Source organism: Catellatospora sp. IY07-71 (assembly GCF_018326265.1).
GTDB lineage: Bacteria > Actinomycetota > Actinomycetes > Mycobacteriales > Micromonosporaceae > Catellatospora.
In genome coordinates this window covers 3,069,188-3,087,394 of sequence record NZ_AP023360.1, presented here as the reverse complement: position 1 = coordinate 3,087,394, position 18,207 = coordinate 3,069,188, and the positions used below count along the sequence as shown (strand labels likewise).

The following is an 18,207-nucleotide window of genomic DNA, read 5'->3' as shown; positions in this document are numbered from 1 at the left end:
TGCCGTCGGCCGCGCGGTGCGGCGATGACCGAACGCTAACGAGAAGTCCCTTGTGGAGACCTTAAACGCTTCCCAAGATCGGCATAAACCTCGCCGTGCGTGATCGTGTTTAGGCCGGTGGCGGGCGGGTAGGCGGACGGGGTGAGCAGGATGCTGGGCGGGCGCTACCGCGTGGACGAGGAGGTCGGCCACGGCGGCATGGCCACCGTCTGGCGCGGCTACGACCTGCGGTTGCAGCGTCCCGTCGCGATCAAGATCCTGGATCCGGCGCGGTTCGCCGACGCCGCCATGCGCCAGCGCTTCTGGCGCGAGGCACAGGCCGTCGCCGCGCTGCCCCACCCGCACATCGTCGCCGTCTACGACGTCGCGCTGGAGGCCGACGAGGCGTACGTGGTGATGGAGCTGGTCGACGGGCCCAGCGTGTCCGCCGTGCTCCAGGACGGCCCGCTGCCCCGGGCACAGGCCGTCGACGTCGCGCTGCAGACCTGCGCCGCCCTGGCCGCGGCCCACGCGGCGGGCATGGTGCACCGCGACATCACCCCCGCCAACCTGCTGCTGTCCACGAGCGGGCTGGTCAAGGTGTGCGACTTCGGCATCGCCGCCTGGCAGGAGGCCGCGTACCCGTCGCTGGTCGCCGGCACCCGCGGCTACACCGCGCCCGAGCAGGCCGCAGGTGGCCCCGTCGACCCGCGCACCGACCTGTTCGGGCTCGGCTGCACCCTGTACGCGATGCTCACCGGCGCGCCGCCGCTCGCGGGCCGCGGCGCGGTCGGCGAGCTGTCCGGAGTGCAGGAGGACCTGACGCGGCTCGGGGTCCCGGCGCCGCTCGCGGAGGTCGTCGCCCGGCTCACCGCGCGCGACCCCGGCGAACGCCCGGCCGGTGCCGACGAGGCCGCCGCGCTGCTGGCCGCCGCAGGCGAGCATCCCGCCGCCGCCCCGCTGCTCGACGCCACCGCGCCCCTGCTCGGCGGCGTCCTGCCCGACACGGCCGGCGACCACGGCACCATCCGGGAACGGCTGCCCGCCCCGCTCATCGGTGTCGCCGCGGTGCCCCCGCCGCCCACGCCGACGGCCCGGGTCGCCCCCGCGCGCCCGGCCCCGCAGCGGCCCGACCGCTGGCTGCGCCCCGTCGTGTGGGCCACCACCGGCGTGCTCGCCATCGTCGCGGGCCTGTTCTTCATCGTGTACGCGCTCGGCGCCCCCTCGCCGCCCACCGCCCAGGCCGGCCCCTCCAAGCCGCCCACCGCCGCCACCCCTGCCGCCGCGCCCCTCGCGTCCACCCGCCCCACGGATCAGCTCGATCTGCTCCGCCGCGAGATCGACCGCCTGGCCCGCACCGGCGGCATCGCCCCGAAGGACGCCTCCGACCTGCGCAAGAAGGTCCAGGACGTCGAGAAGCGCCTGCGCAAGGACGGCGACGACGCCGCCGAGAAGGCCGAGGACCTCCTGGACCGCCTCGACGACCTCCGCGCCGACGGCAAGCTCTCCGCCCCCGCGTACCAAACCCTCGCCCCGCTCGCCACCCGCCTGGCCGACACCCTGACCTGACCCCGCCGCCGCCCGATCTCCCGTGTCGATCTTGCGCGAAGTGTTAGGGATATGTCCGGTGTGGGCGTGTCGCACCCACAGTCCGCGCAAGATCGCCCGGGGAGAGGGGCGCGGTCACGGGGTGTGGGTGGTGATGGTGGTGGCGACGAGGCGGGCGGCGGGGGTGGGTTCGTGGCGGCCGCGGCGGTGGAGGAGTTCGAGGCGGCGGGCGCCGGGGAGGGGGGTGGGGATCACGCGGATCTCGGGGTGGGGGGCGGGGAGGGCCAGGGCGGGGACGACGGCGGCGGCGAGGCCGGCGGCGACTATGGACAGTGCTGCGGGGAATTCGAGGCATTCGTGGTGGCGGATCAGGGGTAGGCCGTGCTGGGCGGAGAGGCGGTCCATGACGCGGCGGACCGCGGAGCCGGGTGCGCCGTCGACCCAGGGGCGGGTGCGCAGCACGTCGAGGTCGCTCAGCGGGCCCCAGGTGCGTGGGACCGCGAAGTGGTACGGGTCGTCGAGCAGCTTCGTCGACACCAGGCCCGCCGGGGCGCGCATCGGGTCGGCCGCGTCCGCCTCCACCACGAGCAGGTCCAGCTCGCCGGTGCGGAGCGCGGCTCGGCCGGGCTCCGGCTCGAACTGGCGGATGCGCACTGAGACGCTCGGCGCGGTGACGGCCAGCTCGGCCGCTGCGGGCACCAGCAGGTGGCGGATCGCGGTCGGGAACGCGCCGACGGACACCGGCCCGGCGACCTGCCCGGTGTACGCGGCCAGGTCGTGTTCGGCCGCGGCGAGCACCTCGCCCAGCCGCGCGGCGTGACCGGCGAGCATGCGTCCGGCCGGGGTCAGCCCGGCGGCCCGCCGCCCGCCGAGCTGTGCGCGGTCGAGCAGGGTCACCCCGGTCTCCGCCTCCAGACGGGCGATGTGCTGCGACACCGCCGACGGGGTCAGATGCAGCACCGCCGCCGCGGCCAGCACGCCTCCCGCGTCGGCCACCGCGCGCAGCACGGCCAGGCGGCGTGGGTCGATCTGCATTAAGTCAGGCTACATACCGGCTACAGGAAACGTCGCTGGTGCTGAATGCGGGAAGGCACCAGGATGGAGATCATGACCGAGTACCGGGCGTCCTTCGACGCTGACGTGACCTTCCTCAACGGTGGTGGCCTGCAGGTCCAGGGCTTCCGGCTGGACGTGCCCGGCCCGGAGGCGAGCACGGACGAGCTGGCCCGGCTGTTCGTCGCGCACCTCGGCCTGCTGATGGTCGACCGGGTCGAGCTGACCGGGGTCGAGGTGTTCGCGGAGGCGCACAAGGGCTCGCGCGGCGGGCCGTCCGGCGCGGCGGCAGGGCGCCCGGCGCGGCTGGTCGATCTCAGCCACGTCGTCGAGGCGGGCATGACCACGTATCCGGGGCTGCCCGGCCCGGAGTTCGGCGAGCACCTGACCCGGGCGGCCTCGCGCGGCGTGTACGCCGAGGGCACCGAGTTCTCCATCGGCCGGATCAGCATGGTCGGCAACACGGGCACGTACGTCGACGCGCCGTTCCACCGCTACGAGGGCGGCGTCGACCTGGCCGGGCTGCCGCTGGAGTCGCTGGCCGACCTGCCCGTGACCGTGGTCCGGCTCACGGGCGCGACCGAGCGCGGCGTCACCGCGCAGGCGCTGGCCGCGTACGACGTCGCGGGTAAGGCGGTGCTGCTGCACACCGGCTGGGACCGGCACTGGCGCACCGCGGAGTACGGCAACCCGGCCCCGTTCCTGACCGAGGACGGGGCGAAGCACCTGGTCGCGGCCGGGGCGCGGCTGGTCGGCATCGACAGCGTCAACATCGACTCGACCGAGGGCGGGCAGCGGCCGGCGCACAGCATCCTGCTCGGCGCGGGTGTGCCGGTGCTGGAGCACCTGACCAACCTGTCCGCGGTGCCCGTGCACGGCGCCCGCCTGCACGCCGTGCCCGCCCCGATCCGCGACTTCGGCACGTTCCCGGTGCGCGCGTACGCCGTGGTGCCGTGATGGACCTGCTCATCGAGGTGATCGGCTGGGCCGGGGCGGCGGCGCTGCTGCTGGCGTACGGGCTGCTGTCCGGCGGGCGGATCACCTCCGGGACGGTGTACCAGGTGCTCAACCTCGGTGGTTCGGTGGCGCTCGCGGTGAACGCGTTCTACCACCGCGCCCTGCCGTCGGCCGTGCTCAACGTGATCTGGCTGATCATCGGCCTCGCCGCGCTGCGCGGCCTGGCCGCCCGGCGAGCCCGCGACCGAGCCGCGCAGGCAGCCGACGCCCCGCGCGCCTGACCTGCACAGGGTCAAGAAGGGCACCTTCTTCTACGCATAGCGTGCTGAGCCGCCTCCCGTCTCGCTGACGCGAGCCGGCGAAGGTGCCCTTCCTTCGTCCAGGCCGGCCGCGCGGGTGAGGAGGTGGTGGCGTTCGGGGAGGCTGGTGGCGCGGGCGGCGGCGGCACGGAAGGCGGCTGCCGCGGCGGCGCGGTCGCCGGACTGTTCGAGCAGGTGGGCTCGGGTGGCGAGGAGGCGGTGGTGGTCGCGCATGCGCGGGTCGGCGTCGAGGGTGGCCAGCAGATCCAGGCCGGATGACGGGCCGATGACGTGGCCGACGGCGACGGCGCGGTTCATGGTCACGGCGGGGCTGGGGGCGACGCGTTCGAGCAGCTCGTACAGGGCGAGGATCTGGGGCCAGTCGGTGGCGGCCATGGTGGCGGCCTCGTCGTGCACCGCGGCGATGGCGGCCTGGAGCTGGTACGGGCCCACGTTGCCGCGGGGCAGGGCCTCGCTGACCAGGGCGACGCCCTCGGCGATCATGGCGGTGTCCCAGCGGGAGCGGTCCTGTTCGGCCAGCGGCACCAGACCGCCGTCGGCGGCGGTGCGGGCCGGGCGGCGCGCGTCGGTGAGCAGCATCAGCGCCAGCAGGCCGGCCACCTCGGCGTCGTCGGGCAGCAGGCGGCGCAGCCAGCGGGTCAGCCGGATCGCCTCGTTCGACAGCGGCGGGGCGGTGAGGTCCGGGCCGGTGGTGGTCGCGTACCCCTCATTGAAGACCAGGTAGAGCACCTGGAGCACGGCCCGCAGGCGGGCGTCCCGGTCGGCCACGTCCGGCATCGCGAACGTCGCGCCCGCCGCCTGCACGCTCGCCTTGGCGCGGCTGATCCGCTGGGCCATCGTCGCCTGCGGCACCAGGAACGCGGCCGCGATCTGCTCCGTGCTCAGACCGCCCACCGCGCGCAGCGTCAGCGCGATCTGGCTGGGCGCCGACAGGGCCGGGTGGCAGCACAGGAACAGCAGCGACAGCGAGTCGTCCCGGTCGGCGGCCGGGTCCGCGTCCGCCGGAGCGCCCAGCAGCGCCGACTGCGGCGTGGCCAGCCACTGTGCCTGTTCGCGCCGCCGCCGCGCCGACTCGCTGCGCAGCTCGTCCAGCAGCCGGTGCGAGCCGACCGTGACCAGCCAGCCGCGCGGGTTGTCCGGCAGCCCGTCCACCGGCCACTTCTGCGAAGCGGCCAGCAGCGCCTCCTGCACCGCGTCCTCGCACGCGTCGAACATGCCGTAGCGGCGCACGAGGGCCCCGAGGACCTGCGGCGCCAGCTCGCGCAGCAGGTCCTCGACGGCTGGGTCGATCACAGGTCGTTGCCCGGGGCCTCGTGCAGGATCGGCCACAGCTCGACCGGGTCCTTGTCCGTCCACGGCATGTCCGCCGCGATCTCCTCCGCCCGCTGCTGGCTCTCGCAGTCCAGCAGGTAGAAGCTCGCGATGTACTCCTTGGTCTCCAGGTACGGCCCGTCGGTCACCGCCGGCAGCCCGTCGACGCGCCGGACCAGCTTCGCCGCGGCGGCGTCGGACAGGCCGTACGCGCCGAGCAGCTCGCCGGTCTCCTTGTACTTCACGTTCCAGGCGTCCTGCTTGGCGATCTCCGCCGGGAACTCCTCGGCCGGGATCGACGCCCACTTCTCCTGGTTGCCGTAGATCATCAGCAGGTACTTCATGTCGGTGTCCCCTCCGGTCCGGCGGGCCCCGTCGGCCCGCCCTCACCTCACGGACGGAGCCGGCGCGGCCGTCTCTACATCCGCCACGGACATCTTCCAAGATTTTTTCCGGTACGCCGGGACGTCGGGCCCCGCGCAGGTCGTGGCGCCAGTCGCGGCTGCGCCCGCTGCTGAGTCCCCACGGGAGGTCCATGATCGCGGTTTCGTGTCGAAAGGTGCGGTGTGGCCCCAGGTCTGGACACGAACTCGCGATCAACGCACGGGTGGGCGGGTCAGGAGAGGCCGGTGGCGGCGTTGGCGAGGGCTGCGAGGGAGCTGATCACCAGGGCGCTGAGCACGACCTTCCGGAACGAACTCGCGTCGAAGCTCGCGAACAGGCGGTTGCCCAGCCAGCCGCCCAGCGCCGCGGCGGGCAGCCCGATCCCGGCCACCGCCGCCGCGAGCGGGGTGAGCAGTCCGGTCAGCGCGAACCCGACCACCGCGATCGGCGACACGGTCACGAACAGCAGCGCCAGCGTGGCCCGGAACGCCCGCGGCTCCAGCCGCATCGCCTGCAGCGCCGCCACCAGCGGCGGCCCGTTCGTCGCGGTGGCGGTGGTGAGCAGCCCGGACAGCAACCCGGCACCCCGCAGCGCCCAGCCGGTGGGCGAGATCCGCCAGCCCCGCCACACGATCACGGTGCAGCCGAGCGTGACCACCGCGATCACCGCGACCAGCGCGTAGTCCGGCAGCAGCCGCAGCGCGAGCAGCCCCAGCGGCAGCCCGAGCAGCACCGACAGCAGCAGCCGCCGCGCCGCGGGCACGTCGACGTGGCGGCGGTGGGCGTACGCGGTGACCCCGTTCATGCACATGCTCACGACGGTCGCGGCGACGACGGCCGGCTGCGGCCCGACGCCCATCGCCAGCAGCGGCACGGCGACGAGCGAGAAGCCGAAGCCGGACACCGACTGGGCGAACGCCGCCAGCGTGATCACGGCGAAGGCGAACAGGTACAGGTTCACGGCCGGTCACCGTACCCGTACCGGCACCCCGGGCGGGCATGATGGCAACGGAATGTGAACCACCGCGCTCCCGGCCGGCCGGAAAACCGGAGGAGAGCGACGCGGATCGCTGTTACCGTCGCCGCCATGACAACGCTGGTTCAGGTCGACCTGAGATCCGGAAACCGGATGCTGACGTGCTGGGTGGAGCCCAAGGTCAGAGTCGGTGACCGGATCACGCTGAAGGACACCGAGGAGCCCGGCCGCGGCTGGGACGTGCTGCGCGTCGGCGAGCGGCGCGAGTCCACCGACATCAAGCGCGGCTGGAACTTCGACCACAAGCGCGGCTCGCGCAAAGACGCCTGACCGCGCCGCCCGATCATGAGCAGAGCTCCGGCCGTGCTGACGGAACAGCACGGCCGGAGCTCTGCTCATATGAGGGCCGGCGTCAGTTGCGGCGCGCGGAGTAGCTCTTGGAGTCCTCGGGCGCGTTCACGTCCTGCTGACCGGCGCCGTTGACGCGCTGGTTGCGGCCCCGCTTGCGGCGCTTCGACCCGTTGTGGAAGTGCTCGTCGACGGCCGCGTCCTCCCGCTGGTTGGACCTGCCCGGGGTCTGTTTGTCCAGCTGCCCATCGTTCCCGGCCGGTACCGATCCGTTGACCGGCACCACCGGCTGCGCCGCCGCGCCGCCCAGGCCCTCGGCTCCGCCCGCCCGCGCCGACTCGGCAGCCGCAGCTCGGTGCTCGGCCAGCCCTGCCGGCTCGGCGGCCGCAGGCCCTGCGAAGCTCGGCGCCGCCACCGGCTCAACCTGCTCAGCCTCACCAGGCTCCGCCTCCGCGAACCTGGGCGCCGCCACCGGCTCAACCTGCTCAGCCTCACCAGGCTCCGCCTTCACGGACCGGGGCTTGCCCTCTGGCTCCACCCGCTCGGCTTCGGCGGGCTTCGCAGACCCGGGCTTGCTCATCGGCTCGACCGGCGCGGGTGTCCCGGCGCTCGGCTTCGCGGGGCCGGTCTCGGCCACGGAGTTCCATATCACCGGCTTGGCGAAACCAGCCTTGGCCGAGGGCCCGGCCGGTTCCGGACTCGGGTCGCGCTCGGCCGCCCCCGTCTGCCCTGCGGGCTCGGACTCCGGCGTCGGGCTTGCCAGGCTCGCCGCCGGTTTCACCGTTGCGGGCCCCGGCTGCGCGACGCGCTCGGCTGCCGAGGTCTCCGGCTCTGCCCGGACGGTATCCGTCGCCTGGGACGACGGGCTCGGTTCGGGGTCGGGGGTGTGGCTCGGCAGCCCGTGCACCGGCGGCGGTGCCAGCTTGGTGGGCGGCTTGGCGCGGGTCGCGGGCTTCGCGGCGGCGGCCCGCCCGGCGGCGACGCGGGCCGCGGAGATCTCGTCGTTGTCCTGCTTGCGCCGGTGGGCCAGCGCGAGCTGGTAGTCCCGCTTCGCGGCGTACGCCTCGTCCTCGGCGTCCTGGCGGATGGCCCGCGCCTCCTCGTACGCCTTGCGCAGCACTTCGAAGGCGGTCCGCCGCAGCGACTCCGCCTCCTTCTCGGCCATGCGCAGGATGGCCTGCACGCGGGGGCCGACACTGGCCAGCGGCCGGGCCTCGGCGAGTTCGGAGGTCAGTTTGGAGATCTCGATGCGGGCGGCGCCGAGCTGGTTCTCGGCGACGGACAGCCGCTGGATCTCGGCGGCCAGCCGCCGCATCCTCCGCGAGGTGTCCTCGACGTAGGCGTCCACCTGGTCCATCGAGTATCCCCACAGCGCAGTCGAGAACATGTCCTCACTGCGTACCTGGTCAGGGGCGGTACGAGCCATGCAGTAAGCCTAGGCAGCGACTGGGCCCTGTCGAGCGGATTCGCCCGATTGCGGCGGTCCGATCAGGCTGGTTTCTCCGCCCGATCCGGATCGTGCGCGTTTCGCGCAACGCGGTGCCGGGAACCGTACCCAGCGGTCACGCCCAGGCCGAGCAGCTGCTCGACGGTGATGGGCCGCCCGGAGGCGGCGCGGACCAGCTCGCATACCCGGTCGGCGGTCAGCGGCCTCGTGGGTCCGGGTCGAGACGCCGCCGGCCGGTCAGGGGCGGGCCGGGACGGGAGGTCACGCGGGCACGGGGGCGTCGGGGCGCAGCAGGCCCGCGGCGACCAGTTCGGCCCAGAGCGCGGCGGGCGGGGCGGGCTGGGCGAACCAGTCGGCGCTGCGCTCGATGTGGCCCGGCTTGCCCGCGCCGACGACGACGGACGCGACCGCCGGGTGGGCGGCGGCGAAGGCGAGCGCGGCCTGCGGCAGGGTGACGCCGTGGCGGCGGCAGGCGGTCGCGATGCCCTGGGCGCGGGCCAGCACCTCGGCGGGGGCGGTGCCGTACTCGTACGGGCGGGTCTCGTCGGGCCACTCGACGGCGAGCAGGCCGCTGTTGAAGACGCCGACGTTCACCACGCTGATGCCGCGCTCGACGCAGGTGGGCAGGACCTCGTCGAGGGCGGGCTGCTCCAGCAGGGTGTACCGCCCGGCGATCATGAGCACGTCCACGTCGGTCTCGGTCGCGAAGCGGGCCAGGATCCCGGGGTCCTTGGAGCCCACGCCGACCGCGCCGATCACGCCCTCGCGGCGCAGCGCGTCCAGCGCCGGGTACGCCTCGCGCAGGGCCTGCTCGGGGGCGGAGCTCTCGTCGGGGTCGTGCATGAGCACGATGTCGATCCGGTCCAGGCCGAGCCGGGCAAGGCTGTCGCCGATGCTGCGGCGTACGCCGTCGGCGCTGAAGTCCCACACCCGCCGCCGGGTCGCGGGCACCGCGAAGCCGTTGGGCAGGTCGTCGCCGGTGCCGCCGGGGTCGTCGACGAGGATGCGGCCGACCTTGGTGGACAGCGTGTACGCGTCGCGCGGGCGCTCGGCCAGCGCCCGGCCCAGGCGCTGCTCGGACAGGCCCAGGCCGTAGTGCGGAGCGGTGTCGAAGTAGCGCACGCCCGCGTCCCAGGCGGCGGCGACGGTCGCGGCGGCCTGGTCGTCGGGCACGGCGCGGTAGAGGTTGCCGATGGACGCCGCGCCGAGGCCGAGCGGGCCGACCGCCACGGTGGAGGTGCCGAGCGGATTCGTCATGGGGTGCCTTCCCTCGGGTGGATCAGTGGACACAGACGATGTCGAGGCGGCGCGGTCCGTGCACGCCCTCGACCCGGTTCAGCTCGATGTCGCTGGTGGCCGACGGCCCGGAGATCATGGTCAGGGGGCGGGCGGGATCGGGCAGCGCGGCGATCATGTCGGGCACGTCGGCGACGACCTGCGCGTCGCGTACGACGCACACGTGATGGTCCGGGACCAGGGTCAGCAGCCGGCGGCCCTGTCCGGCCCCGGCGTCGAGCACGATGGTGCCGGTCTCCGCGATCGCCACCGCGCACCCGGTCAGCACCGATACGCCGGGCTGGTCCAGGTCGGCGGCGGTCAGCCCGGTGACCGGCGCGGCCGGGCCGGGGCCGTCCGCGACCGGCGTGGGCACGGCACCGTCGAGCAGCAGCGGCACGGTCAGTCCGGCGGTCCACTCCGCCGGCAGGCCGGGCGGGACCACCACCTGGGACGCGGCGGACAGCAGCCGGGCCAGCAGCTCGGGCAGCTCGGCCTCGGTGCAGTGGTGGATCCCGGCGCGGTAGTCCCCGGCCCGCTCGGCGAACAGCAACGGCAGGTCAGGACTCATGGGTGCGCCTCCACCAGTCGCGGAACGTCTCGGGTGCGGGCAGTGGGGCGTCGCGGTGGCGGGTCCACGCCGACAGCGGCCACGGGGCCCGGCGCAGGGTGCCGCCCCGGCGGCGGGTCAGCGCGCGCAGTGGCGCGCTGCCGGTGCGGGCGGCGCGCAGTGCCAGGCGCCAGCGGCGGCGGTCGCGCATGACCCAGCTCAGCGAGGCCATCGCGGCGCGTTCGGCGGCCGGTTTCGGGCCGGTCTGGCGCAGGTGGATCAGGATCTCCGGGATATTGATCTTCACGGGGCAGACGTCGTAGCAGGCCCCGCACAGCGTCGACGCGTACGGCAGGGTGCGGTTGAAGCCCGCGTCCTGGCCGGTGAGCTGCGGCGACAGGATCGCGCCGATCGGTCCGGGGTAGACGGAGCCGTAGGCGTGGCCGCCCGCGCGCTCGTACACCGGGCACACGTTGAGGCAGGCCGAGCAGCGGATGCAGCGCAGCGCGGCCCGGCCCACCGGGTCCTGCGCGACGGTGCTGCGCCCGTTGTCCAGCAGCACCACGTGCAGCCGCTGCGGCCCGTCGCCGGGCGTCACCCCGGTGAAGATCGAGGTGTACGGGTTCATCCGCTCGCCGGTCGACGAGCGCGGCAGCAGCCGCAGGAAGTCGCCGAGGTCGGCGAAGCGGGGCAGCAGCTTCTCCACGCCGACCACCGCGATCAGCGTCTCCGGCAGGGTCAGGCACATGCGGCCGTTGCCCTCGGACTCGACGATCACGAGCGAGCCGGTCTCCGCGACGGCGAAGTTGGCCCCGCACACGGCCACCTTCGCGGCCAGGAAGGTGCGGCGCAGGTACTCCCGCGCCGCCCCGGCGAGCACGGCGGGTTCGTCGGACGCGGCGGTGAACCCGGGCATCCGCCGCGCGAACAGCTCGCGGATCTGGCTGCGGTTGTAGTGGATCGCCGGGACCAGGATGTGCGACGGGGTGTCGTCGGCCAGCTGCACGATCAGCTCGGCGAGGTCGGTCTCGATCGGCGTGATGCCGGCGGCCGCCAGGGCCTCGTTGAGCCCGATCTCCTGGGTGGCCATCGACTTGATCTTCACGACCTGGTCGGCCTGCTCGGCTCTGACCAGCTCGGTGACGATCGCGTTGGCGTGGGCGGCATCGCGGGCGTGGTGCACGGTCGCGCCCGCCGCGGCCACGGCCTGCTCGAACTGCGCCAGCAACTCGGGCAGCCGGGCGATGACGTCGTCCTTGACGGCGGCGGCGCGGTCGCGCAGCGCCTCCCAGTCGGGCACCTCGGCCACCACCCGCGCCCGCTTGTCGCGGATGGTCCGGGTCGCCCGCCCCAGGTTCGCCCGCAACTGCGTGTCGGCCAGCTCCCGCCGCGCCGCCTCGGGGAACGCCTCCCCCGCCACGATCGGCAGCTCCCTGCTCACGGCGTACCCCCGTCATGATCGTGACGATCTTGCGTGAACTGTTGCCCTTTCGCCCGGATAGTGCGTGTCGCACCCACAGTCCACGCAAGATCGGCGCCGGAGAGCGCGGTGGCGCTCGCGGCGGTCATGACGCGGGGCCGGTTGAGGCGAGGATTTCGGCGTAGTGGATCGGGGTGGGGGCGGCGGGGTGGCGCGCCAGGGCGCCGCCGATGTGGGCGAGGCAGGAGTTGTCGGCGGCGGCGAGGTATTCGGCGCCGGTGGCGGTGGCGTTGCGGCACTTGTCGGTGACCATGGCGGCGGAGACGTCGCTGTTCTTGAGGGCGAAGGTGCCGCCGAAGCCGCAGCACTGGTCGGCCTCGGGCAGGTCGATCAGCTCCAAGCCCGTCACCGCGCGGAGCAGGGTCTCGGGGCGGTCGGCCAGGCGCAGCACGCGCAGGCCGTGGCAGGTGGGGTGGTAGGTGACGCGGTGCGGGAAGGTGGCACCGACGTCCGTCACGCCCAGCACGTCGATGAGCAGTTCGGACAGTTCGTACACCGGCAGCGAGGTGTGCGCGCGCAGGTGGGCCACGCAGGAGCCGGACGGTGAGACGATCACGTCGTGGCCGGCGAAGGCCTGCTCGGTAAGGCGCTCCAGGGTGCGGGCGGGCGCGGCGTAGCCGGTGTTGGCGTGCATCTGGCCGCAGCACGACTGGGCCTGCGGGAACGACACGGTGTGGCCGAGGCGTTCCAGCACCGTCACGGTGGCGATCCCGGCGCGCGGGAAGAGCGCGTCGTTGAGACAGGTGACGAAAAGCGCGATGCGCATACGGGCGATCCCCCTCTCTGGACGGTGTCTTGCTCTTGGGGCTAGATCCTATAGGATCCATGATGTAGCCGGAAGGAGCAATCACATGCCGACGCGTCACTCCCCACCCCGGGGCGCCGTGCGATGAAGGTCATTGATCTGCGCGTACGCGACATCCGCTTCCCCACCTCCCGCAGCCTCGACGGCTCCGACGCGATGAACCCCGACCCCGACTACTCGGCCGCCTACATCGAGCTCGTCACCGACGGCGAGACCGACGGGCACGGTTTCACCTTCACCATCGGACGGGGCAACGACATCTGCGCTGCGGCGATCGAAGCGCTTCGACCGTACGTGATCGGGCAGGATCTGGACACCCTCGACCTCGGCGAGTTCAGCCGGCGGCTCACCCACGACTCGCAGCTGCGCTGGCTGGGGCCGGAGAAGGGCGTCATGCACCTGGCCGCGGGCGCGGTCATCAACGCGGCGTGGGACCTGGCCGCCCGGCGCGCGGGGCTGCCGCTGTGGCGGTACCTCACCAGCCTGTCCCCGGACACCATCGTGGACTGCGTGGACTGGCGCTACCTCACCGACGCGCTCACCGCCGGCGCGGCCCGCGACCTGCTCGCCGACCGCCTGCCCGGCCGGGCGGGGCGCGCCGAGGAGCTGCTCGCCACCGGCTACCCGGCGTACACCACGTCGGCGGGCTGGCTCGGCTACGACGACGCCAAGGTGACCCGGCGTGCGCTGCGCGCCCAGGCGGACGGTTTCGCCATGGTGAAGCTGAAGGTCGGTGCGGATCTGCACGACGACCTGCGCCGCTTCACCGCCGCCCGCGAGGCGCTCGGCCCGGACTTCCCGATCGGCATCGACGCCAACCAGCGGTGGGGCGTCGGCGAGGCGATCGGCTGGGTGTCCGCGCTGGGCCACCTCGGGCCGTACTGGATCGAGGAGCCGACCAGCCCCGACGAGATCCTCGGCCACGCCGCGATCCGCGCCGGCCTGGCGCACGCCGGGCCCGGCGGCACCCCGATCCGGGTCGCCACGGGCGAGCACGTGCACAACCGCATCATGTTCAAGCAGCTGCTCCAGGCCGACGCGGTGGACGTCGTGCAGATCGACTCGGCCCGCGTCGCCGGGGTCAACGAGAACCTGGCGATCCTGCTGCTGGCGGCCGCGTTCGGCAAGCCGGTGTGCCCGCACGCGGGCGGCGTCGGCCTGTGCGAGCTGGTGCAGCACCTGTCCTTCTTCGACTACACGTCCGTGTCGGCGTCCCTGTCCGGCCGGATGATCGAGTACGTGGACCACCTGCACGAGCACTTCACCGACCCGGTCCGTATCGTGGACGGCCGCTACGCCGCCCCGGCCGCGCCCGGCTTCTCAGCCCGCATGCACGAGGAGTCGCTCACCCGCTACGCCTACCCCGACGGCCCGGAGTGGAAAGATGTCTGAGTACACAGGCCTGGTCGCCGCCGTCACCGGTGGCGCGTCCGGCATCGGCGCCGCCGTCGCGGACCTGCTCGCCGCCCGCGGCGCGGCGGTGGCGATCCTCGACCGCGCGCCCGGCGAGGGCGGACGGCACCTCGCGGTGACCGCAGACGTCACCGCGCCGCTCGACGACGCGATGGCCCGGGTGGTGGCCACACTGGGCAGCCTCGACATCCTGGTCAACTGCGCCGGCATCAGCGCGGTGGGCACCGTCGAGCAGGCCGGCGACGACGAATGGCAACGTTGCCTCGACGTCAACGTGGTCGGCGTGGCACGGGCCAGCCGCGCCGCGCTGCCGTACCTGCGCGGCTCCAAGAGCGGCGTGATCGTGAACATCTCGTCGATCGCGGCCGGGGCCGGGCTGGTGAACCGGGCCGTCTACTCGGCGACCAAGGGGGCGGTGCACGCGCTGACCCTGGCCATGGCCGCCGACCTGGTCGGCGAGGGCATCCGGGTGGTCTGCGTGGCGCCGGGCACGGTGGACACCCCGTGGGTGGCCCGGCTGCTCGCCGACGCCGCCGACCCAGCCGAGGAGAAGCGGAGACTGGCCGCCCGCCAGCCGACCGGCCGTCTGGTCACCGCGGACGAGGTCGCCGAGGCCGTGGCCTACCTGGCCTCGCCGCGCTCCGGCGCGACCACCGGCACCTCGCTCGCGGTCGACGGCGGTATGAGCGGCCTGCGCCTGGTCCGCTGACCGGCGTGGGCAGCCGCCGGGAACAGGTACTCGATTCGACCCGGCATCGTCGGGGTCGCCTCCGCATCCCGGAAGGCGCCGGTCTCTCGCACCGGTGGGTACCAAGTCGGCGGCCTACACCTTTGGGGATGTAGCTACATCCCCAAAGGTGTAGGCCGCCGGTGAACACCACGAGGAGCAGGCGTCGAGTGCGAAGAGCGCCTGTTCCAGGGGCCGGGCCGCTACGCCGAGCCGAGGTGCCGGAGCACGACGTCGGTCGGGGTCTGCACCTGGACGCAGTTGAGGGTCTCGTCGACCTGCTGGCCGCCGGGGACGCCCTCGAAGATGAACAGGACGCCGCTGTCGGGCACGGTGCCGTCCGGCGTGTTGGGCATACCCACGGCAAGATCGCCCTGGTTGTTGTCGTGCCAGCGGTCGACGACCGTCAGCCAGGTGCCGAACTGGCCGGTGGGCTGCGCGTTCATCCCGAGGGAGGACACCGTGACCTGCGTGCTGCCCACGCCGAGCACCGGAGCGCCGGGCACGATCGCCACCACACCCGCGTCGGCCTGGCCCGCGATGTCCTCGCCGGGCCCGCCGACTGCCAGGTCGAACGGCGCGGTGCCGTCGATCTCGCCGGTCGCCACGGCGGCCCCGAAGCGGTCGCCCGCGGTGGGCGTACCCGGGATGCCGGGGGTGCTGCCCTGGCCGAGCAGTTGTCGCGCCGTCGCCGCGATGCCGCCGGGGCGGCCCTCCAGCACCACCACGGCACCGGCCGCGGCCTTGCCCTTCACGTCGCTGTCCGGCGCGCCCGCGATGACCTCGGCGAGACCGTCGCCGGTGACGTCGGCGGCGGTCAGCAGGTCGCCGAAGCCGTGCACGGTGACGTTCGCGGTGGACACCTCGGCACCGGTGACCACGTCGGCGCCGGTGGTGACCACGCCCGTCGCGGAGCCCTGCAGCAGCATGACGCTGCCGTCGCCGGCCGCCGAGCCGATCGCCAGGTCCCCGCTGCCGTCGCCGGTCACGTCGCCGATCGCCAGCGCGCGGCCGAACGCCTCGTCCGGCCCGGCGGGCTCGCCCGGCACGCTGGCCAGGCCGGTGTGGAAGCGCTGCGCGCCGGTGGTGGTCAGGTCGCTCGCGGAGCCGTAGAGCACGGTCACCGCGCCCGCGCCGGGGAACGCGCCGGACTGCTCGCCCGGCGCGCCGATCGCGAGCTCGGCGTATCCGTCGTCGGTGAGGTCGCCGACCGCCAGCGCGGAGCCGAAGCCGTCCCCGGCGTTGCCCTCCCCCGGCACCCCGGCCGTGTTCTGCTGCCAGTAGCTGCTGAACGAGATGTCGAACCCGGACGGGTGGCCGGGCACGACCCAGACGGCGCCCGCGCCCGCGAAGTGGCCCGGCATGCCGAGCGCCAGGTCGTCGTAGCCGTCGTGGTCGAGGTCGCCGGTGGCCACGGCCTCGATCGAGTCGGCGGCCGCCGGGCCGTAGAAGACGCAGCGCAGCCCGGTGAGCTGCACGACCACCACCCGGTGGCCGGTGAGCTGGTCGACCCCGAAGCTCACCAGGTCCTCCGACCGGTCCCCGTCGAAGTCGGAGCGGGTGTGCCCGCGCCCGCCGGGGCCGAAGACGTGCGACGGCCCGTCACAGGCCATCCGCAGCTCGTTGACCAGGCCCGGCGAGTGGACCGAGGCGTACCCGATGGCGGCCGCCGCCGGTGCGGCGGTGCAGAGCTGTGCCGCGGCCAGTGCGGCGATGGTGACCGCGGCACCCGCGGCGATTCTCGTCGATCTCATGTGGCCCCCGCCCGTGAGAGAGAAGCAGATCGACCGAGACTACGTTCGGAGCAGGAGCCGCCACTGACCGTGAATGTGTCGCATCCTCGACTGCGCGCGATGTGGACGGAGGCGGTGCGGCACGCCGCCGGCCGCACCGCCTCCGGGCTTCTCCGCTCAGGCCTGGCCCATCGTGACGCGCTGGCGGCCCAGCCCGTCGATCTCGACCTCGACCACATCGCCCTCGGCCAGGTACGGGAACCGGCCGGACAGGCCCACGCCCTGCGGCGTACCGGTGTTCACCACGTCGCCCGGGTCCAGCACCGTGTACTGCGACAGGTGCCAGATCAGGTACGCCACGTCGAAGATCATGTCCTTGGTGCTGGAGTCCTGCCGGACCTCGCCGTTGACCCACGAGCGCAGGCCCAGACTCTGCACGTCGGCGAGCTCGTCGGGGGTGACCAGCCACGGCCCGAGCGGCTGGAACGTCTCGCACGACTTGCCCTTGGACCACTGCCCGCCCGACTGGTGCAGCTGGAAGTCCCGCTCCGACACGTCGTTGGACAGCAGGTAACCGGCGACGTGGTCGAGGGCGTGCGCCGGGGACTCCAGGTAACGCGCGCGGCGGCCGATGACCACCGCCAGCTCGACCTCCCAGTCGGTGGTGGTCGAGCCACGCGGGATGAGCACCTCGTCGTACGGGCCGACGACGCTGTTCGGGGCCTTGTAGAAGACGATCGGGGTGGTCGGCGGCGGCGCGCCCGACTCGGCGGCGTGCGCCGCGTAGTTCTGCCCCACGCACAGCACCACGCCCGGCCGGGCCACCGGCGCGCCGACCCGGAGCCCGGTCACGTCGATCTCGGGCAGCCCGGCCTGGGCCGCGCGGACCCGGGCGATCCCGTCGTCGGCCAGGAACGCGCCGTCGATGTCGGCGGTGATCCCGGACAGGTCGTAGTGCCGCCCGCCGGACAGCAGCACCGGCTTCTCCGCGCCGGGCGTGCCGACCCGCATGAACTTCATCGGTTGATCTCCAGATCGTAGGTGTGTACGGCGGTGCCGCCCTCGACGGCCGCCCGTTCCGCGGGCGACAGCCCGGACAGGCACTGGGTGACCGCGGCGACCGCGTCGGCGTACGAGGCGACCAGCTCGCACACCGGCCAGTCCGAGCCGACCATGACGCGGTCGGGGCCGAACAGCTCCAGCGCGGTCTCCACGAACGGCGCGATCGCCTCGACCGTCCAGTCCGGACCGGCCTCGGTGAGCAGCCCGGACAGTTTCGTCACGGCGTTGTCGCAGATCGCCAGCGGGGCCACCGCGTCCCGCCAGTCGCGCAGCCCGTCCGCCGTGATCCGTGGTTTGCCCAGGTGGTCGAGGACGAACATGGTGTTGGGCACGGCCTGCACGGCCGCCGCGCAGGCGGGCAGCTGGTCGGCGCGCACCACCAGGTCGAAGGCGAGCCCGGCGGAGCCGATCGCGCGCAGCGCGCCGCGTACGTCCGGGCGGGCCAGATAGGCCGGATCGGCGACGGCCTGCACCTGGTCGCGGATGCCCACCAGCAGGTCGCCGCCGGGCCCGGCGAGCAGCGCGGCGATGGTGCCGGGCAGGTCGGGATCGGTCAGCGAGGCCCAGCCGACCACCCCGGCGATCTCCGGGGTCTGCTCGGCCAGGGCGAGGAAGCGCTCGGTCTCCGCCAGCCGGCACTGCCCCGCCTCGACCAGCACGGTAAAGTCGATCTTCGCGGTCGGCAGCTCGCGGCGCAGGTCGTCGACCGTGTAGTCGCGCCGCAGCCGCTCCAGGCCGGGTTCGCCCAGCCAGGCGTAGTCGGCGGTCCACAGGTGGTGGTGCGCGTCGATCCGCACGTGGTCGCCCTTCCGTAGAATCATAGATCCTATATCATTGCC

Annotated in this window: 18 protein-coding genes; 6 read left to right on the top strand and 12 right to left on the bottom strand. The window is 73.8% G+C overall.

From position 1 onward, the window contains the following. The first annotated feature begins 150 nt into the window (after positions 1-150). Positions 151-1,548, top strand: coding sequence for a serine/threonine-protein kinase (locus CS0771_RS14050; RefSeq protein ID WP_244871352.1), 1,398 nt, complete (start codon positions 151-153; stop codon positions 1,546-1,548). Between the two features lie 114 nt (positions 1,549-1,662). Here the strand turns inward: CS0771_RS14050 and CS0771_RS14045 are convergent, their stop codons facing one another. Further along, positions 1,663-2,562, bottom strand: a complete 900-nt coding sequence (locus CS0771_RS14045; protein ID WP_212841377.1) for a LysR family transcriptional regulator — start codon at positions 2,560-2,562, stop codon at positions 1,663-1,665. Positions 2,563-2,634: 72 nt separating this feature from the next. Between CS0771_RS14045 and CS0771_RS14040 the strand changes: the two genes are divergently transcribed. Next, positions 2,635-3,537 carry a cyclase family protein gene (locus CS0771_RS14040; protein ID WP_212841376.1) on the top strand — a complete coding sequence of 301 codons (903 nt, stop codon included), beginning with the start codon at positions 2,635-2,637 and terminating at the stop codon, positions 3,535-3,537. Then, positions 3,537-3,818 (top strand): hypothetical protein, encoded by a 282-nt coding sequence (locus tag CS0771_RS14035; RefSeq protein WP_212841375.1) that lies wholly within the window; start codon positions 3,537-3,539, stop codon positions 3,816-3,818. The genes CS0771_RS14040 and CS0771_RS14035 overlap by 1 nt, the downstream gene beginning before the upstream one ends. A 30-nt stretch (positions 3,819-3,848) precedes the next feature. Here the strand turns inward: CS0771_RS14035 and CS0771_RS14030 are convergent, their stop codons facing one another. From CS0771_RS14030 to CS0771_RS14020, 3 genes are all read right to left on the bottom strand, one after another. Then, positions 3,849-5,150, bottom strand: a complete 1,302-nt coding sequence (locus tag CS0771_RS14030) for an RNA polymerase sigma factor (protein ID WP_371821396.1) — start codon at positions 5,148-5,150, stop codon at positions 3,849-3,851. Next, a complete protein-coding gene (locus CS0771_RS14025; protein ID WP_212841374.1) occupies positions 5,147-5,512 on the bottom strand; it encodes a YciI family protein in 366 nt (121 codons plus the stop codon). The genes CS0771_RS14030 and CS0771_RS14025 overlap by 4 nt, the downstream gene beginning before the upstream one ends. A gap of 272 nt (positions 5,513-5,784) precedes the next feature. Next, a complete protein-coding gene (locus tag CS0771_RS14020; RefSeq protein WP_212841373.1) occupies positions 5,785-6,513 on the bottom strand; it encodes a sulfite exporter TauE/SafE family protein in 729 nt (242 codons plus the stop codon). A gap of 126 nt (positions 6,514-6,639) precedes the next feature. On the opposite strand from CS0771_RS14020, the gene CS0771_RS14015 reads away from it, so the two are divergent. Beyond that, a complete protein-coding gene (locus tag CS0771_RS14015; protein WP_212841372.1) occupies positions 6,640-6,858 on the top strand; it encodes a hypothetical protein in 219 nt (72 codons plus the stop codon). A gap of 82 nt (positions 6,859-6,940) precedes the next feature. Here the strand turns inward: CS0771_RS14015 and CS0771_RS14010 are convergent, their stop codons facing one another. The 5 genes from CS0771_RS14010 to CS0771_RS13990 form a co-directional block, all read right to left on the bottom strand. Then, positions 6,941-8,302 carry a hypothetical protein gene (locus CS0771_RS14010; protein WP_212841371.1) on the bottom strand — a complete coding sequence of 454 codons (1,362 nt, stop codon included), beginning with the start codon at positions 8,300-8,302 and terminating at the stop codon, positions 6,941-6,943. Positions 8,303-8,584: 282 nt separating this feature from the next. After that, positions 8,585-9,580: an aldo/keto reductase gene (locus tag CS0771_RS14005; RefSeq protein ID WP_212841370.1), complete on the bottom strand. Its 996-nt coding sequence runs from the start codon at positions 9,578-9,580 to the stop codon at positions 8,585-8,587. A 22-nt stretch (positions 9,581-9,602) separates the two neighbouring features. Further along, positions 9,603-10,169, bottom strand: a complete 567-nt coding sequence (locus CS0771_RS14000; protein ID WP_244870781.1) for an LUD domain-containing protein — start codon at positions 10,167-10,169, stop codon at positions 9,603-9,605. Next, on the bottom strand, positions 10,159-11,589 hold the full coding sequence (locus CS0771_RS13995) for a lactate utilization protein B (RefSeq protein WP_212841369.1): 1,431 nt from the start codon (positions 11,587-11,589) through the stop codon (positions 10,159-10,161). Before CS0771_RS13995 ends, CS0771_RS14000 begins: the two co-directional genes overlap by 11 nt. Positions 11,590-11,713: 124 nt before the next feature. Continuing rightward, entirely contained in the window at positions 11,714-12,394 is a 681-nt protein-coding gene (locus tag CS0771_RS13990) for a (Fe-S)-binding protein (protein ID WP_212841368.1), read from the bottom strand. 123 nt (positions 12,395-12,517) lie between these two features. Here CS0771_RS13990 and CS0771_RS13985 point away from each other — a divergent pair, with 123 nt between their 5' ends. Together CS0771_RS13985 and CS0771_RS13980 are read left to right on the top strand one after the other, a co-directional pair. After that, positions 12,518-13,825 (top strand): enolase C-terminal domain-like protein, encoded by a 1,308-nt coding sequence (locus tag CS0771_RS13985; protein WP_212841367.1) that lies wholly within the window; start codon positions 12,518-12,520, stop codon positions 13,823-13,825. Further along, the gene (locus tag CS0771_RS13980) at positions 13,818-14,555 is read left to right on the top strand and encodes an SDR family NAD(P)-dependent oxidoreductase (RefSeq protein WP_212841366.1); all 738 of its coding nucleotides are present in this window, start codon (positions 13,818-13,820) and stop codon (positions 14,553-14,555) included. Before CS0771_RS13985 ends, CS0771_RS13980 begins: the two co-directional genes overlap by 8 nt. A gap of 221 nt (positions 14,556-14,776) precedes the next feature. Here CS0771_RS13980 and CS0771_RS13975 read toward each other — a convergent pair whose 3' ends face one another. The 3 genes from CS0771_RS13975 to CS0771_RS13965 all read right to left on the bottom strand — a co-directional run bounded on the left by CS0771_RS13975 (position 14,777) and on the right by CS0771_RS13965 (position 18,189). Then, positions 14,777-16,327 carry an FG-GAP repeat protein gene (locus CS0771_RS13975; protein ID WP_212841365.1) on the bottom strand — a complete coding sequence of 517 codons (1,551 nt, stop codon included), beginning with the start codon at positions 16,325-16,327 and terminating at the stop codon, positions 14,777-14,779. Between the two features lie 156 nt (positions 16,328-16,483). After that, positions 16,484-17,326: a fumarylacetoacetate hydrolase family protein gene (locus CS0771_RS13970; RefSeq protein WP_212841364.1), complete on the bottom strand. Its 843-nt coding sequence runs from the start codon at positions 17,324-17,326 to the stop codon at positions 16,484-16,486. Continuing rightward, entirely contained in the window at positions 17,323-18,189 is an 867-nt protein-coding gene (locus CS0771_RS13965) for an amidohydrolase (protein ID WP_212841363.1), read from the bottom strand. Before CS0771_RS13965 ends, CS0771_RS13970 begins: the two co-directional genes overlap by 4 nt. Positions 18,190-18,207: the final 18 nt, after the last annotated feature.

Excerpts from the sequence above, each read along its gene's own strand:
- CS0771_RS14050 (WP_244871352.1), top strand. The coding sequence starts at position 151 with ATGCTGGGCGGGCGCTACCGCGTGGACGAGGAGGTCGGCCACGGCGGC.
- CS0771_RS14045 (WP_212841377.1), bottom strand. The coding sequence starts at position 2,562 with ATGCAGATCGACCCACGCCGCCTGGCCGTGCTGCGCGCGGTGGCCGAC.
- CS0771_RS14040 (WP_212841376.1), top strand. The coding sequence starts at position 2,635 with ATGACCGAGTACCGGGCGTCCTTCGACGCTGACGTGACCTTCCTCAAC.
- CS0771_RS14035 (WP_212841375.1), top strand. The coding sequence starts at position 3,537 with ATGGACCTGCTCATCGAGGTGATCGGCTGGGCCGGGGCGGCGGCGCTG.
- CS0771_RS14025 (WP_212841374.1), bottom strand. The coding sequence starts at position 5,512 with ATGAAGTACCTGCTGATGATCTACGGCAACCAGGAGAAGTGGGCGTCG.
- CS0771_RS14015 (WP_212841372.1), top strand. The coding sequence starts at position 6,640 with ATGACAACGCTGGTTCAGGTCGACCTGAGATCCGGAAACCGGATGCTG.
- CS0771_RS14010 (WP_212841371.1), bottom strand. The coding sequence starts at position 8,302 with ATGGCTCGTACCGCCCCTGACCAGGTACGCAGTGAGGACATGTTCTCG.
- CS0771_RS14005 (WP_212841370.1), bottom strand. The coding sequence starts at position 9,580 with ATGACGAATCCGCTCGGCACCTCCACCGTGGCGGTCGGCCCGCTCGGC.
- CS0771_RS14000 (WP_244870781.1), bottom strand. The coding sequence starts at position 10,169 with ATGAGTCCTGACCTGCCGTTGCTGTTCGCCGAGCGGGCCGGGGACTAC.
- CS0771_RS13990 (WP_212841368.1), bottom strand. The coding sequence starts at position 12,394 with ATGCGCATCGCGCTTTTCGTCACCTGTCTCAACGACGCGCTCTTCCCG.
- CS0771_RS13985 (WP_212841367.1), top strand. The coding sequence starts at position 12,518 with ATGAAGGTCATTGATCTGCGCGTACGCGACATCCGCTTCCCCACCTCC.
- CS0771_RS13980 (WP_212841366.1), top strand. The coding sequence starts at position 13,818 with ATGTCTGAGTACACAGGCCTGGTCGCCGCCGTCACCGGTGGCGCGTCC.
- CS0771_RS13975 (WP_212841365.1), bottom strand. The coding sequence starts at position 16,327 with ATGAGATCGACGAGAATCGCCGCGGGTGCCGCGGTCACCATCGCCGCA.
- CS0771_RS13970 (WP_212841364.1), bottom strand. The coding sequence starts at position 17,326 with ATGAAGTTCATGCGGGTCGGCACGCCCGGCGCGGAGAAGCCGGTGCTG.
- CS0771_RS13965 (WP_212841363.1), bottom strand. The coding sequence starts at position 18,189 with ATGATTCTACGGAAGGGCGACCACGTGCGGATCGACGCGCACCACCAC.